Source organism: Janthinobacterium salmonicoloratum (genome assembly GCF_051380845.1).
In the GTDB taxonomy this organism is placed as follows: domain Bacteria; phylum Pseudomonadota; class Gammaproteobacteria; order Burkholderiales; family Burkholderiaceae_D; genus Janthinobacterium; species Janthinobacterium lividum_F.
In genome coordinates this window covers 103,605-117,520 of record NZ_JBNYXV010000009.1, presented here as the reverse complement: position 1 = coordinate 117,520, position 13,916 = coordinate 103,605, and the positions used below count along the sequence as shown (strand labels likewise).

Sequence of the window (13,916 nt, the reverse complement as noted above, 5' to 3'; positions counted from 1 at the left end):
GCCCCCAACCTCAACCCCGTCCCGGAGTTTTCATGCACGACACGTCACACAAGGCCCCCGTGTGGGCCATGCGCTACCTGCTATTTATTGCCGGCATGGGGGGATTGCTGTACGGCATAGACATCGGCATCATCGCCGGCGCCCTGCCCTACCTGGAATCGACGGCCTCCGTGGCCTGGAAACTGACGGCCCAGCAGCTGAGCTTTATCGTCGCCGCCGTGCTCCTGGGTTCAGTCCTGTCCTCGCTGTTCGCCGGCGCCCTGGCCGACCTGCTGGGCCGTCGCTGGGTGATGTTCCTGGCCGGCGCCCTGTTCAGCGCCAGCATCCCGCTGATCGCCCTGGCCGACGGCTACACGCCGCTGCTGCTGGGCCGTCTGCTGCAAGGCATCAGCGGTGGCTTGATCGGCGTCGTCGTGCCCCTGTACCTGGCCGAATGCCTGCCCGCGCAACAGCGTGGACGGGGCGCCGCCCTGTTCCAGCTGCTGCTGACCATCGGCCTGGTGGCCGCCGCCCTGATCGGCCTGCTGCAGGCGCAGACGGTGGAAACGGCCACGCAGGCGGCGCAAGCCTTGCCGGAAGCGGGCCGCATCGCCGCCATCTTCACGGCCAAAGACCACGCCTGGCGCAGCATCTTCTGGGTCTGTTTGACGCCGGGCCTGGTATTTACCATCGGCGCCCTGCTGCTGGCCGAATCGCCGCGCTGGCTGGCGCAACGGGGCCGCATCGCGCAAGCGCGCCAGTCGCTGCTGCGCACGCGATTGCCCGCTGCCGCTGACATCGAGCTGCGCGAAATGCAAGACACGCCGGAGAACGCGGCCAAGGCGAGCGGCAAGGCCAGGGATCCGCTGCTGAGCCGCCGCTACGTGCTGCCCTTCCTGCTGGCTTGCCTGATCCTCGCCTGCACGCAGGCGACGGGCATCAATTCCATCCTCGCCTATGTCGTCAATATCCTCAACCAGGCGGGCCTGTCGGGTGCCTCGGCCAATATGGCTGATGTCTTGTTGAAAGTACTGAACGCCGTGATGACGGTGGTGGCCGTGCTGCTGGTGGACCGCAAGGGCCGCAAATTCCTGCTGATGCTGGGCACGGGCGGCATCGTCATCTCGCTGCTGGCGGCCGGTTTGCTGTTCCGCGGCGCCGAAGCGCACCTGGCCGACGTGCGCCCCGCCATCGCGGCGCAAGTGCAAGCGGACAGCCTGGCCTTGCACCTCGATGCAGCCACTTTGACAGCCCTGGGCGCGGCGGCCGACGGCACGCCGCAGCAGCTGACCATCGCCTACGCCTACGGCCCGTTCACCAACGTGAAAAGCTTGCGCAGCGATGACCCCGTGCTGCGCCAGGTGTCCATCGCCCGCGAAGACGCCGTGCAGGCCGACAGCGTAATCGGCGTCTTCTTCCGCAAGCTGCACCTGAACCCGTTCGCCGACCCGGCCGCCGGGCGCGAGGCGCCGCTGCGCATCGAGAAGGCCAGCCTGGGCCCCGTGCCCTCGTCCACGCATGGCTGGCTGGTGGCGATCGCCATCTGCGTGTTCGTTTCCAGCTTTGCCGTGGGACCGGGCGTGTGCGTGTGGCTGGCCCTGTCCGAACTGATGCCGACCCGTATCCGCTCGAACGGCATGAGCATCGCCCTGCTGGTCAACCAGTTCGTCTCGACGGTGATCGCCGCCATCTTCCTGCCCACCGTGGGCTTGCATGGCTATTCGACGCTGTTCTTCTTTGGCGCCGGCTGCACCGTGCTGTACTTCCTGGCGGCCGCGTTTTTATTGCCAGAGACGAAGGGCAAGACCCTGGAAGAGATCGAGGCGCACTTTTCAAAGTAAGCCAAAGTAACCATTTGTAGCAGTCTCCTTTCCAGCCCCGGCACACAACCGGGGCTGTTTTTTTGCCTGCTGGACAAGTTTACAGGGCTGGCGCGCACGACACTGTACAGTTTTCCTTCTGGAATCCTGGCCGCCTGGGCTAGAATCTGGCTGCGTCGTGCTACTCACGAGGCGGCAATGGCGCCATGACAAAAACCACCAGGAGACACAGTGAGCTTATTTAGAACCAAGAATTTGGATGACATGATTGCCCACAGCAAGAAGCCAGGAGGTCTGGCCAAGGTGCTGGGGCCCTTCGACCTTGTCCTCATGGGCATCGGCGCCATCGTCGGCACCGGCATTTTCGTGCTCACCGGCACGGGCGCGCTGACGGCCGGCCCCGCCTTGTCGCTGTCATTTGTCGTGGCGGCTGTCGCCTGCTGCTTCGCCGCCCTGTGCTACGCGGAATTTGCCTCCACCGTGCCCGTGGCCGGCTCCATCTACACCTACAGCTATGCCACCCTGGGCGAGCTGGCCGCCTGGATGATAGGCTGGGACTTGCTGCTCGAATACGGCCTGGCCGCGGCCGCCGTCTCCGTCGGCTGGTCCGGCTATTTCCAGTCGCTGCTGTCGGGCTTTGGCATCGCCTTGCCCGTCGCCCTGACGGCCGCACCGGGCGCCCTGCCCGGCGTGACGACCTTCATCAACCTGCCGGCCCTGGTCATCATGCTGGCCCTGACTGCCATGCTGGGCTGGGGCGTGCGCGAATCGGCGCGCCTGAACAACATCATGGTAGCCATCAAGGTGGGCGTGGTGCTGCTGTTCATCATCTTCGGCGCGCGCCACGTGCAGCCGGCCAACTGGCAGCCCTACATGCCGTTCGGCTACCACGGCATGCTGAGCGCCGCCGCCCTCGTCTTCTTCGCCTTCATCGGCTTTGACGCCGTCACCTCGGCCGCCGAGGAAGTCAAGAAGCCGTCACGCGACTTGCCAATCGGCATTATCGGCTCGCTGGCCGTGTGCGCCGTGCTGTACGTGGTGGTCTCGGCCATCATGACGGGCATCGTGCCCTATCAAAAATTCCTCGGCGTCGATCATCCCGTCTCGCTGGCCCTGCAGTATGCGGGCGAAAACTGGATCGCCGGCTTCGTCGACCTGGGCGCCATCCTCGGCATGACCACCGTGATCCTGGTGATGGCCTTCGGCCAGACGCGCATTATCTTCGCCATGTCGCGCGACGGCCTGCTGCCTAAGCGCCTGTCGACCGTGCACCCGCGCTTCCACACGCCGTTCTTCGCCACCTGGCTGGTCGGCATCGTGTTCGGCCTGATCGCCGCCGTGATCCCGCTCAACATCCTTGCCGAGCTGATCAACATTGGTACTTTGGCCGCCTTCACCATGGTGTCGATCGCCGTGGTGGTGCTGCGCAAGCGCCGTCCCGACCTGCCGCGCGCGTTCCGCTGCCCCGGCGTGCCGTACGTGCCGGCGCTGGCCGTGATCCTGTGCGTGGGCCTGATGACTTTCCTCAGCTGGGTCACCTGGATGGCCTTCAGCATCTGGCTCGTGCTGGGCCTGATCATCTATTTCGGCTACGCGCGCCGCCGTTCGCTACTGCACCCACCGCAGTAAAAAGTCCCCGACAGCGACATATCCTGTCGCTGCCGCAGTTAAGATGGCGGTCTCGCAACCAATGCAGGCCGCCATCCATGCAACCTTCCCCCGACCTCATCGCACAGCTGGACCAGAGCACGGACCAGCTCAAGCGCGCGCGCCTGCGCAACATGCAGTGGCTGGCCGCCGGCCTGCTGCTGCTGGCCGCGCTGGTCTTCGCCGTGGCCCGCTCGCAACGGGGCGGCCACCCCGCCTGGGGCTATGTGGAGGCGTTCGCCGAAGCGTCTATGGTGGGCGCGATCGCCGACTGGTTCGCCGTCGTCGCCCTGTTCCGCCACCCGCTGGGCATCCCCCTGTGGCATACGGCCATCATCCCGAACAGCAAGGCGGACATCGGCCGCAGCCTGGGCGCCTTCGTGGAAAACCATTTCATTACCGAGCAAGGCATCGCCGAGCGCATCGTGCAGGCCGACCCTGCCGCGCGCCTGGGCGCCTGGCTCAGTGACGAGGTCCACGCGCAGCAGCTGGGCATGGCCAGCGCCGGCGTGGTGAAACAGCTGCTGGCGATGGCCGACCACGACAAACTGGGCCGCCTGTTGCGTGTACAGGCCAGCAACTACCTGGGCCAACTGAATCTGTCGGATGTGGCGGCCGACTGCATCGACGCGCTGATCGCCGACGGCAAGCCGCAGGAATTGCTGGACTTCCTGCTCGACCGCAGCGCCGCCTACCTGGACGACGAGCACCACCACGCCGCCATCGGCGATTTCGTGCTGGGCGCCTTCCAGATCGAGAACGCGCTCGTGAAAAAGGCCGTGAAAGCGTACGAGCCGCGCATGATCGCCTCGCTGCAAAAGTTTGCCCTCGCCGTGCGCGTCGACCCGCAGCACCCGCTGCGCCAGCGCATCGCCGGCTGGATCGCCGACAGCGCCTTGCACCTGAAGGCCGACCCGCAGTGGCAAGAGACTGTGCGCCGCTACCAGTTGCAGCTGGTCGCCAGCGATACGGTGCAAGCCATGCTGGGCGACGTCTGGCACCACATCGGCACGCGCCTGCTGGCCGACCTGCACGCCGACCAGCCCGTGCTGGCGCAAGCGATTGCCAGCCTGGCGCGCAACACGGGCAAGGTGCTGGACACGGACAAGCCTGCGCGGCAATGGCTGAATGACGCCATCGTCGCCGGCAGCGGCGCGCTGGTGCGCCGCTACCGGGGCGAAGTGGGCGCCTTCATCGCCGGCCGCCTGGACCTGTGGAGCAAGGACGAAATGAGCGAGCGCATCGAACTGGCCATCGGGCGCGACCTGCAATTCATTCGCATCAACGGCACCATCGTGGGCGGCCTGGCCGGTTTGCTGATTTACGCCGCCAGCCAGGCGTTTTAAGTCCCCCCCTTTTTTTTACCAGCGCGGCACGGCGCCGGGCAGCGCCGCATGCGACGGAAAGTGCGGCAGCACCTCCTCGGCCAGTTCCTGCAGCACCTCTGCGGCCGGGCGCTGGCCATGCTGGATGCCCAGCGCCGCATGGTTGACGCCCGCTTCGCGCCATTCACCGAGCAGGTCGATCAATCCCTTGCGCCCCGTGCGCAGCACATAGCCGCTGCGCACGGGCGTGCGCGGGTAATCGGGGTCGTCCACCAGGTCCAGCCACTCATTGCACATATGCGGGCGAAAGCCGCCATCCGGTATGCAGGCGCGCCAGGCGCGGATTTTTTCCGCCAGCCTGCGCGGCCCGTCCGGCGTATCCGTCGCTTCCGGATACGTCAGCCAGCCATCGGCATGGCGTCCTATCCACTCCAGCGGCTGGCCCGAGGAACTGGTGACGACCAGGGGAATGGCGCCCGCCACGGACTTGGGCAGCAATTCGAGGCCTGCCAGGCTGCCCAGCGGGCCGGCGATATGCGCGGGGCCGGCCCGCAGCAGCTGACGGAACATGTGCACGGCCTGCGCATAGCGCTCGCCGCGCGTAGCGTACGGCACGCCATACGCGGGAAATTCGCTGGCCCGATCGCCCGAGGCCGTGCCCAGCACCAGGCGCCCACCCGACAATTGGTCGATGCTGGCGGCCGCCTTGGCCAGGTCGATGGGATGGCGCAGCGTGAAAATGGCGCTGCCCGTGGCCAGGGCCAACGAGTCCGTGCGCGCCGCCAGGTAGGCCAGGTAGGTCCACGGGTCGAACAGCTGGCCCGCATCGCCGAAGCGTGGGTCGAACAGGGGAATGTCGCGCACCCAGGCGGCGGCAAAACCTTGCCGGTCCATGGCGGCGACCAGGTCGGCCTGGCCGGCCAGCGCCTGCATGTCGCCCTGGTAAAAACGCAGCGGCAGATAAATGCCGAGGGTCAGCGCGCCGGGCGCGAACATGCGGCGGTAGCCTGCATGGTTGGCAAACGCGTGCGAGGAAGCGCCGCTGGTATCAATAGTCATGTTGTTCCTTGAGATAGGTCAGGCGCCCGTGGCAGGTGCGGGAACGGAAATGCCCAGCTGCACGGCCGGGCGGGCCGCCACGCGGGCGTACCAGGCGCCCACGTGGGGCCAGGCGGAAAAATCGAAGCCGACCAGCTGCGCGATATGCAGCCAGCCAAAGCTGGCAATGTCGGCCGCCGAATAGTCGTTGCCGGCCAGGTAGGCGTTGTCGGCCAGGCGGCCATCCATGCTGGCCAGCGCGGCGTCGCACAGCTGGCGAAAGTGCGCCGTGGCGGCCGCATTCGCGCCTGCGTCCGCGATCTCGAAATGCACGCGCTGGCCCAGCATCGGTCCCATGCTGGCCGCGTGAAATTGCAGCCAGGTGATGGCAGCCCAGCGCTGCTGCGGCTGCGCCGGCAGCAGCCGTCCCGTTTTCTCGGCCAGGTACAGCAGGATGGCGGCCGATTCGAACACGGTGATGCCCGTGTCGTGATCGACCAGCACGGGAATGCGCCCGTGCGGATTGAGGGCCAGGAAGGCGGGCTGCCGGTGCTCGCCCAGTTCGATGCGTACATGGCGCAGCCGGTATGGCAAGCCCAGTTCTGCCAGCGCAATGGTGGCTTTGAAACCGTTGGGCGAGCTGTCGGTGTAGAGTTCCATCATGGCGCCGCCTCCTGGCGCGCGGCCTTGCCGGGCAGGATGGATGCGCCCCACAAGGCGAGCGTGGCCACCAGCATGGCCGGGCTGTGCGAAACGCCGCCCAGCAGCAGGAAGCCGGCGATGGCAACGCCATACGCATTGATCACCCACTGCAAGCCGTCAGGCGTAAAGCCCAGGCTGTGCTGGATTTGCGGCAAGGGGATCATGGTGATGGAAAAATCGAGCAAGGCAACGAATTGCGTGGCGCACAGCAAAACCAGGCAAAGTTGCCGGTATGAAAGTAACATGGAGATCCTGTCGATATAGTTTTACTCGACGTCAAAAGAACGCCGCATTCCCCTATAATGCGTTTTTTAAGAGTGAAACTGAAACGATGATTTTTCGCTCCTGACTATAGAAAAACTATACTAATGAAGCATCCTTTACCACTCCAGGCGCTGCGCGCCTTTGTCGAAGTGGGCCAGCGCGGCAGCATCAAGGCGGCCGCCGAAGCGCTGCACGTGACGTCGGGCGCCGTCAGCCAGCAAATCCGCCTGCTGGAAGAACGGGTCGGCATGCCGCTGTTTACGCGCGAACGCCAGGGCTTGCGCCTGACCGAGGCGGGCGCCATGGTCCACCCCGCCCTGCTGGGCGCCTTCGCGCAGATCGCCGGCGCCAGCCAGGCGCTGGAAGACATGGGCGCTCGCCAGACGCTGACCGTCAGCACGGTCGCCACCTTTGCCGCCGCGTGGCTGGTGCCGCGGCTGGGCCGCTTCAACCAGCGTCATCCGCACATCGAGGTGCGCGTGGAAGCGACATCCGCGCTGGTCGACCTGCGCCGCGACCGCGTCGACGTGGCCTTGCGCCACGGCCTGGGCGACTATCCGGGCCTGCAGGTAACGCGCCTGATGGCGCCCGTGCTGGTGCCCGTTGCCAGCCCCGGCCTGATGGCGGGCCAGCCGCCCATCGCCACGCCGGGCGATTGCCTGCGCTACCCGCTGCTGCACGATACGGACCGTGCCGACTGGTCCCTGTGGCTGGCCGCGCATGGCGCCCCGGACGACAGTGCCAATGCGGCGCGGGCGCTGCGTGGCTCGGCCTTCGAAGATGATTTTCTGTTGATACGCGCGGCCGAGGCGGGCCAGGGCCTGGCCCTGGTGCCGCAGTTGTACGCGCAGGAGGAAATCGCCGCCGGACGCCTGGTGCAAGTGCTGGACTTGCCCTGGCCCGCGCGCTTTGCCTACTACCTGGTGGCGCGGCCCGACGCGGCCACGCGCCCCGCCGTGCAGGCATTCATGGCATGGATCTGCGAGGAAGCGCAGGCCGCTGGCGCTTCCGGCCACACCTGATGCAGCTCACCGGAGGCGGGAGGCAGCAAACGGACGCGGCCATCCAGGCAGGCTGCCTGCCCACTGCACGCATCTGAGCAAACTTGATGTAGATCATAATTTTTTAAACAAGCTCTTGCTATCCTGTAACAAAATGACAGGAGCCCTGGATGAGCAAGACGCGGCCGAGCAATGCGGAGCAACAAGTTGAACATGAGCGCCAGGGCAGCGCATGGCAAGGCGTGCCGGCGCCCGACTATCCGGAAAGCGCGCCGGAAGGCGCCACCCTGGATCTGCTGCTGAACGCCTGGCTGGGCAAGTTCACGGGCGGCATTTCGCCAGCCGCGCTGGGCAATGCCTATGCCGACTGGCTCAGCCACCTGGCGCTGGCGCCTTCGAAGCAGCAAACCCTGCTGCAGGAAGCGTGGAAGAAGATCGGCCGCTGGCAACAGTACGCCATGCAATCGGCGATGCCGGGCGCTCGGGCGAACCAGCCATGCATCGCGCCGCTGCCGCAGGACCGGCGCTTCGACGACCCGGCCTGGCAGCGCTGGCCGTACAACCTCATCTACCAGAGCTTCTTGCTGCAGCAGCAGTGGTGGCACCGCGCCACCACCGGCGTGCGCGGCGTCTCGCCGCACCACGAGGATGTCGTCACGTTCACCGTGCGCCAGTGGCTCGACATGCTGGCGCCGTCGAACTTCATGCTGACCAATCCCGTGGTGCAGCAAGCCACCCTCGAGAGCGCCGGTGCCAGCCTGGCGCGCGGCATGGTTCACGCGGCCGACGACTGGCAGCGCGCCGCCATGGGGGCTGGCGCGCCAGGCGAAGCAGCGTTCAAGGTGGGCGAGAACGTGGCCGTCACGCCGGGCAAGGTGGTCTACCGCAATGACTTGATCGAATTGATCCAGTACGCCCCCACGACAGCCAAGGTGCATGCCACGCCCCTGCTGTTCGTGCCCGCCTGGATCATGAAGTTCTATATTCTCGACCTGTCGCCGCACAATTCGCTGGTGCGCTACCTGGTGGGCCAGGGCCACACGGTATTCATGATTTCCTGGAAAAACCCGCTGGAAGAAGACCGCGAGCTGTCGCTGGAAGACTACCGCCAGCTGGGCGTGATGGACGCGCTCGACGCCGTTGCCCGCATCACGGGCGCGCCGCAGGTGCACGCGGCCGGCTACTGCCTGGGCGGCACCCTGCTGGCGATTGCCGCCGCAAGCATGGCGCGCGACGGCGATGCGCGCCTGGCCAGCCTCACCATGCTGGCCTCGCAAGTCGATTTCAAGGAGCCGGGCGAACTGTCGCTGTTCATCGACGACAGCCAGGTAAGCTTCCTGGAAGCGGCCATGTGGAAGCAGGGCTACCTCGATACGAAGCAGATGGCGGGCGCCTTCCAGCTGCTGCGTTCCAACGACCTGATCTGGTCGCGCCAGCTGCGCCATTACCTGCTGGGCGAAAACGAGCAGGACAGCGACCTGATGGCCTGGAACAGCGACGCCACGCGCATGCCCTGCCGCATGCATTCGGAATACCTGCGCCGTTTGTTCCTGCACAACGACCTGGCCGAAGGCCGCTACCGCACGGCGGGCCGCCACATCGCCCTGCCCGACATCGACGCTCCCATCTTTGCCGTCGGCACCCTGACAGATCACGTGGCGCCATGGCGCTCCGTGTATAAACTGCAGCTGCTGACCGACACGGACGTCACCTTCCTGCTCACCTCGGGCGGCCACAATGCGGGCGTGGTCTCGCCGCCGGGCCAGCCGCGCCGCAGCTACCAGGTGGCCACGCACCGCCACGACGCGCCCTATATCGATGCCGACAGCTGGCAGCGCGACGTGCCGCACCATGACGGCTCATGGTGGCCCACCTGGCAAGCCTGGCTGGAGGAACGCGCGGACGCGCAAGTGGCGCCGCCGGCCATGGGCGCCGCCTTGGGCGACGCGCCGGGCAGCTACGTGCTGCAGACCTGACAACCGACAACCGAGGAAAACGCCATGCCCTACACTACCCTGCTGGTCCACGTAGACAATTCCCGCCACTGCGCCCAGCGCATCCGCCTGGCCGTGCGCCTGGCAGTCGCCGAAGGGGCCCACCTGATCGGTTCGGCCATGAGCGGCATCTCGCGCTACGCCTATGGCGGCGGCGTCAACGCGCTGCAGTTTGCGCCGGCGCAGATGCAGGTACTGCGCACCCAGGCCAGTGTAGCCTTGCACGACTTCGAGCGCATCGCCCGCGAAGAAGGCCTGGGCACCTATGAAACGCGCTTTGTCGACGACGATGCGCAAGGCGCGCTGCTGCTGCAGGCGCGCTATTGCGACTTGCTGATCCTCGGCCAGACGGACGCGCAGGATACGCCGTCGCGCGTCATCGCCGGCACTGCCGAATATCTGATGCTCCATTGTGGCCGGCCCGTGCTGATGGTGCCGCACGCGCCTTCCGCTGCGCCAGCGGGCGCCACGCAGCATCCGCTGCTGGCCTGGAATGGCAGCGCCGAAGCGCTGCGCGCCATCACCGATGCGCTGCCGCTGCTGCGAAGGGCGCGGCAGGTCAGCCTCGCCGTCGTCAATTCGCACGCCCAGCCGGCCGCGCATGGCGAGCAGCCGGGCGCCGACCTGGCCCTGTACCTGGCGCGCCACGGCGTCAACGTCGAGGTGCTGCAGCACGACACGCCGCCGGGCCAGGACGTTGGCGCGGCCCTGCTGGCCATGGCCGCGCAGCGGCACTGCGACCTGATCGTGATGGGCTGCTACGGCCACATGCGCCTGCGCGAAGCGCTGCTGGGCGGCGTCACGCGCACGGTGCTGCAGGAGATGACCTTGCCGGTGCTGGTATCACACTAGCGCGGCCGGCAGGCCTTCAGCCTTCCCTCACCGGCCCCTCATCTGCGCTTCATGCGCGGCGCCAATACTGCTCATGCCCTCACCCACACAGGAGTACAGCATGAGCAACACACCCGACGCCGGCACACATTGCCACACCCGCCGCCTGCTGTTGCTGGGCACAGCCGCATTGGCGGCACTGGCCGCCTGCGGTGGTGGCAGCGCGCCGCACACTGCCGAGGTGATAGACCGGCAAATTGATGTCGCCCCCGGTGTCAGCCTGCATGTGCGCGACTGGCCGGCCGCGCCAGATGGCGCCAATGACGACGTGATCGTGCTGCTGGCCGGCCTCGGTGGCACGGCGCACGCTTTCGACAGTCTGGCGCCCGCGCTGGCGCGCCGCCACCGCGTGCTCGCCATCACGCGGCGCGGTTACGGTTCATCGAGCAAGCCGCTGCCCGTGAACGCCGCCACCTACGCGCCCGCCACCCTGGTAGCCGACCTGCTGGCCGTGCTCGACGCCTTGCGCATCGGGCACCTCGTCCTGGCCGGCCACTCGATTGCCGGCAACGAGCTGACCCTGTTCGCCGGCAGCCACCCGCAGCGCGTGCGTGGACTCGTCTATCTGGACACAACCTTCGATTACCTGGCCAGCGGCGGCTACGAGGAGCCTGAAGCCACGCCCTTCGACGAACCACCACCGAGCCCGGCCGACCTGGCATCGGTGGCCGCCTCGATCGTCTATGCCAGGCGGATCAACAAGCAATGGTGGCCCGCGCTGGAAGCGAACTGGCGCGACGCGCTGGAAGTGCTACCCGACGGCGCCGTGCGGCCCAATACCCCGCCCGCCATCGCCAGGGCCATGGACATGGCCGCGCACAATTTTTCGCCCGACTACCGCCGCGTGCGTGCGCCGGCACTGGTCGTCACTGTCGATCCCGGCACCTTGCGCAACCTGTTTCCATGGCTGTTGCAAGCCGACCCAGCCACCCAGGCCGGCGCGCAAGCGACGCTGGACTTTATCCGCCCGCTGCGCCTGGCCGACGGCGACCGCCTGGCCGCCGCCCTGCCCGGCAGCAGCCACCTGGTGATACGCAACGGTTTCCATAGCGATTTCTTCATCGAATACGAGAGCACGGTGGTCGATGCCATCGAGGCCATGCGCTGGGAAGGTCTACAATAAGCGTGCATCTGCCCACCGCGCGGTGCCCCTCGATCACAGCGCGGTCTTCGCCGTTTCCCTTGTCCAAGGAGTATCCGCATGAGCAAGCAAGCCACCATTGTCCTCGTCCACGGTTTCTGGGGCGGCGCCGCCCACTGGAGCCGCGTCATTCTCGAATTGCGGCGCCAGGGCCACACGGCCATCCGCGCCGTCGAGCTGCCCTTGACGTCGCTGGCCGACGACGCCGAGCGCACGCGCAAGATGGTGGCGCAAGTCGATGGTCCGGTGTTGCTGGTAGGACATTCCTATGGCGGCGCCGTCATCAGCGTGGCCGGCAATGCGCCGAATGTGGCGGGCCTCGTGTACATCGCCGCCTTCGCGCCAGACGCGGGCGAAAGCCCGGGCAGCATCACGCAGGAACACCCGCCGCTGGGCGCGGCCAATCTGGAAGGCGATAGCGACGGCTATCTGTGGGTCAAGCCCGAGCAATACCATGACAGCTTTTGCCAGGACCTCGATGCGGAAGAAGGCGCCGTGCTGGGCGTGGTGCAGAAAGCGCCGCTGGCCAGTACCTTCGGCGACACGGTCAGCGACCCGGCCTGGAAGCATAAACCCAGCTGGTACCAGATTTCCAGCGCCGACCGCATGATTTCCCCCGTCAACCAGGAGCGCATGGCAGCGCGCCTGCAAGCGCGAAAAGTCATCACGCTCAACGCCAGCCACGCGTCGCTGGCCTCGCGTCCCGCGGAAGTGGCGGCGCTGATACTGGAAGCGGCGAGCGCGGTGGCGGACGCGTAAGGCAGCGGCCTACAGCCAGCCTTCGCGCTTCAGGCGCCGGTGCAGCCAGTAGCAGCCGGCGATGATGACGACGATGACGGCCGGATAACTGCCGCGCCACTTCAGTTCCGGCATGAATTCGAAGTTCATGCCGTACAGGCTGAAGACCATGGTGGGCACGGCCAGGATGGCGGCCCAGGCGGCCAGGCGCTTGACCACCTCGTTCTGGCGGATCGAAATTTGCCCCAGCGCCACCTGCATGGCCGAATTGACCAGTTCGCGCATCTGCCCCGCCGTGTGCGTGACCCGTTTGACGTGGTCGAGAATGTCGCGGTAATAGATGCGGTTTTCCTTGGGCACGATATCGCCATGGAAACGGATCAGCTGGGTGCAAATGTCATGCAGGGGGTTGACTGCCGCGTCCAGCTTCAGCAGTTCCGTCTTGAGCTGGTAGAAATCCTGCAGCTTGTCTTCGCTCAGACTGGGCTTGAACAGTTGCAGTTCATGGTGCTGGAAACGGGCCTGCAAATGGTCGATGCAGGGCTGGTACTGGTCGACGATGAAATCGATGATGGAATACAGTACGTAGCCAGGGCCGCTGGCCAGCTTCTCGGGCACGCTTTCCTTGCGCTCACGCAGCTTCGCATAGCCGGCCGAGGCGCCGTGGCGCACCGTGATGATGAAGCGGGGGCCGAGAAAGACGTGGGTTTCGCCGTAGACGATGGCCTCGCCGTCCAGGGTCGCCGTGTGCATCACCATGAACAGGGTGTCGCCGTATTCTTCCAGCTTGGGCCGCTCGTGTGCGCCCTGTGCATCTTCGACGGCCAGTTCGTGCAAGCCGAAAGCCGATTGCAGCGCCTGCATGGCCTTGACATCGGGGCTGGCCAGGCCGATCCATACGAAACAATCTGGATCGCCGAGGAAGTCGCCCACCTTGTCGATATCAAAGTGCGCGATCTTCTTGCCATCGCGATAGGCTGCGCCATTGACGACGGCGGCGTGGGTACTCAGGTCCATGGTGATTTTCAGCGAATGGCGGCAATATTGGGGGGCCAGTATAGCGGAAAGACCATGTGCGTTGTAACGCCAGGCGGGCCGGCAAGTATAGATATTGGCGACCTTGATGAAAGAATACGGACTGAAGACGTCGCCCGACTGCCTGCGGTAGGCGTTCGCCCCCACCGCCAGTTCATGCGTGTGGCCCAACAGGCTGAGCGGGACCTTCGCGTACACGGCCAGGCCATTGCTGGTGGCGTCGCTGTTGTACTGGCGCGCAGTGGCGTTGTCACTGAATAGCTGTGGCACTCCCAACAACAGTGCCAGAAAAACTGGCACATATCATGCAAATTCAACCATCCTGCGTCATTACTGTTCAT

12 protein-coding genes are annotated in these 13,916 nt (G+C 66.1%); 8 read left to right on the top strand and 4 right to left on the bottom strand.

What is annotated here, in order from left to right:
• Positions 1–32: 32 nt before the first annotated feature.
• The 3 genes from ACQ4WY_RS26770 to ACQ4WY_RS26760 all read left to right on the top strand — a co-directional run bounded on the left by ACQ4WY_RS26770 (position 33) and on the right by ACQ4WY_RS26760 (position 4,792).
• Positions 33–1,820, top strand: coding sequence for an MFS transporter (locus ACQ4WY_RS26770; protein WP_436506698.1), 1,788 nt, complete (start codon positions 33–35; stop codon positions 1,818–1,820).
• A gap of 210 nt (positions 1,821–2,030) precedes the next feature.
• Entirely contained in the window at positions 2,031–3,428 is a 1,398-nt protein-coding gene (gene bcaP / locus ACQ4WY_RS26765; RefSeq protein ID WP_353657457.1) for a branched-chain amino acid transporter BcaP, read from the top strand.
• A gap of 77 nt (positions 3,429–3,505) precedes the next feature.
• Positions 3,506–4,792, top strand: coding sequence for a DUF445 domain-containing protein (locus tag ACQ4WY_RS26760; RefSeq protein ID WP_436506697.1), 1,287 nt, complete (start codon positions 3,506–3,508; stop codon positions 4,790–4,792).
• Between the two features lie 15 nt (positions 4,793–4,807).
• Here ACQ4WY_RS26760 and ACQ4WY_RS26755 read toward each other — a convergent pair whose 3' ends face one another.
• The 3 genes from ACQ4WY_RS26755 to ACQ4WY_RS26745 are packed head-to-tail and all read right to left on the bottom strand — an operon-like array spanning position 4,808 to position 6,756.
• On the bottom strand, positions 4,808–5,830 hold the full coding sequence (locus tag ACQ4WY_RS26755) for an LLM class oxidoreductase (RefSeq protein ID WP_436506696.1): 1,023 nt from the start codon (positions 5,828–5,830) through the stop codon (positions 4,808–4,810).
• A gap of 18 nt (positions 5,831–5,848) precedes the next feature.
• Positions 5,849–6,472, bottom strand: a complete 624-nt coding sequence (locus tag ACQ4WY_RS26750) for a glutathione S-transferase family protein (protein WP_436506695.1) — start codon at positions 6,470–6,472, stop codon at positions 5,849–5,851.
• Complete coding sequence (locus ACQ4WY_RS26745) at positions 6,469–6,756, bottom strand: hypothetical protein (protein ID WP_436506694.1); 288 nt, start codon at positions 6,754–6,756, stop codon at positions 6,469–6,471. Before ACQ4WY_RS26745 ends, ACQ4WY_RS26750 begins: the two co-directional genes overlap by 4 nt.
• 123 nt (positions 6,757–6,879) lie before the next feature.
• Between ACQ4WY_RS26745 and ACQ4WY_RS26740 the strand changes: the two genes are divergently transcribed.
• The 5 genes from ACQ4WY_RS26740 (at position 6,880) to ACQ4WY_RS26720 (ending at position 12,561) form a co-directional block, all read left to right on the top strand.
• Positions 6,880–7,797, top strand: coding sequence for a LysR substrate-binding domain-containing protein (locus ACQ4WY_RS26740; RefSeq protein WP_436506693.1), 918 nt, complete (start codon positions 6,880–6,882; stop codon positions 7,795–7,797).
• A gap of 149 nt (positions 7,798–7,946) precedes the next feature.
• Positions 7,947–9,752 (top strand): PHA/PHB synthase family protein, encoded by a 1,806-nt coding sequence (locus ACQ4WY_RS26735; RefSeq protein WP_436506692.1) that lies wholly within the window; start codon positions 7,947–7,949, stop codon positions 9,750–9,752.
• A gap of 24 nt (positions 9,753–9,776) precedes the next feature.
• Positions 9,777–10,622: a universal stress protein gene (locus tag ACQ4WY_RS26730; RefSeq protein WP_436506691.1), complete on the top strand. Its 846-nt coding sequence runs from the start codon at positions 9,777–9,779 to the stop codon at positions 10,620–10,622.
• 100 nt (positions 10,623–10,722) lie between these two features.
• On the top strand, positions 10,723–11,784 hold the full coding sequence (locus ACQ4WY_RS26725; RefSeq protein ID WP_436506690.1) for an alpha/beta fold hydrolase: 1,062 nt from the start codon (positions 10,723–10,725) through the stop codon (positions 11,782–11,784).
• Positions 11,785–11,862: 78 nt separating this feature from the next.
• On the top strand, positions 11,863–12,561 hold the full coding sequence (locus ACQ4WY_RS26720; RefSeq protein ID WP_436506689.1) for an alpha/beta hydrolase: 699 nt from the start codon (positions 11,863–11,865) through the stop codon (positions 12,559–12,561).
• Positions 12,562–12,570: 9 nt separating this feature from the next.
• Here the strand turns inward: ACQ4WY_RS26720 and ACQ4WY_RS26715 are convergent, their stop codons facing one another.
• Complete coding sequence (locus ACQ4WY_RS26715) at positions 12,571–13,557, bottom strand: magnesium and cobalt transport protein CorA (RefSeq protein ID WP_436506775.1); 987 nt, start codon at positions 13,555–13,557, stop codon at positions 12,571–12,573.
• Positions 13,558–13,916 lie beyond the last annotated feature (359 nt).

Coding starts and splice junctions, on each gene's coding strand:
- ACQ4WY_RS26770 (WP_436506698.1), top strand. CDS start 33: ATGCACGACACGTCACACAAGGCCCCCGTGTGGGCCATGCGCTACCTG.
- ACQ4WY_RS26760 (WP_436506697.1), top strand. CDS start 3,506: ATGCAACCTTCCCCCGACCTCATCGCACAGCTGGACCAGAGCACGGAC.
- ACQ4WY_RS26755 (WP_436506696.1), bottom strand. CDS start 5,830: ATGACTATTGATACCAGCGGCGCTTCCTCGCACGCGTTTGCCAACCAT.
- ACQ4WY_RS26750 (WP_436506695.1), bottom strand. CDS start 6,472: ATGATGGAACTCTACACCGACAGCTCGCCCAACGGTTTCAAAGCCACC.
- ACQ4WY_RS26745 (WP_436506694.1), bottom strand. CDS start 6,756: ATGTTACTTTCATACCGGCAACTTTGCCTGGTTTTGCTGTGCGCCACG.
- ACQ4WY_RS26740 (WP_436506693.1), top strand. CDS start 6,880: ATGAAGCATCCTTTACCACTCCAGGCGCTGCGCGCCTTTGTCGAAGTG.
- ACQ4WY_RS26735 (WP_436506692.1), top strand. CDS start 7,947: ATGAGCAAGACGCGGCCGAGCAATGCGGAGCAACAAGTTGAACATGAG.
- ACQ4WY_RS26730 (WP_436506691.1), top strand. CDS start 9,777: ATGCCCTACACTACCCTGCTGGTCCACGTAGACAATTCCCGCCACTGC.
- ACQ4WY_RS26725 (WP_436506690.1), top strand. CDS start 10,723: ATGAGCAACACACCCGACGCCGGCACACATTGCCACACCCGCCGCCTG.
- ACQ4WY_RS26720 (WP_436506689.1), top strand. CDS start 11,863: ATGAGCAAGCAAGCCACCATTGTCCTCGTCCACGGTTTCTGGGGCGGC.
- ACQ4WY_RS26715 (WP_436506775.1), bottom strand. CDS start 13,557: ATGGACCTGAGTACCCACGCCGCCGTCGTCAATGGCGCAGCCTATCGC.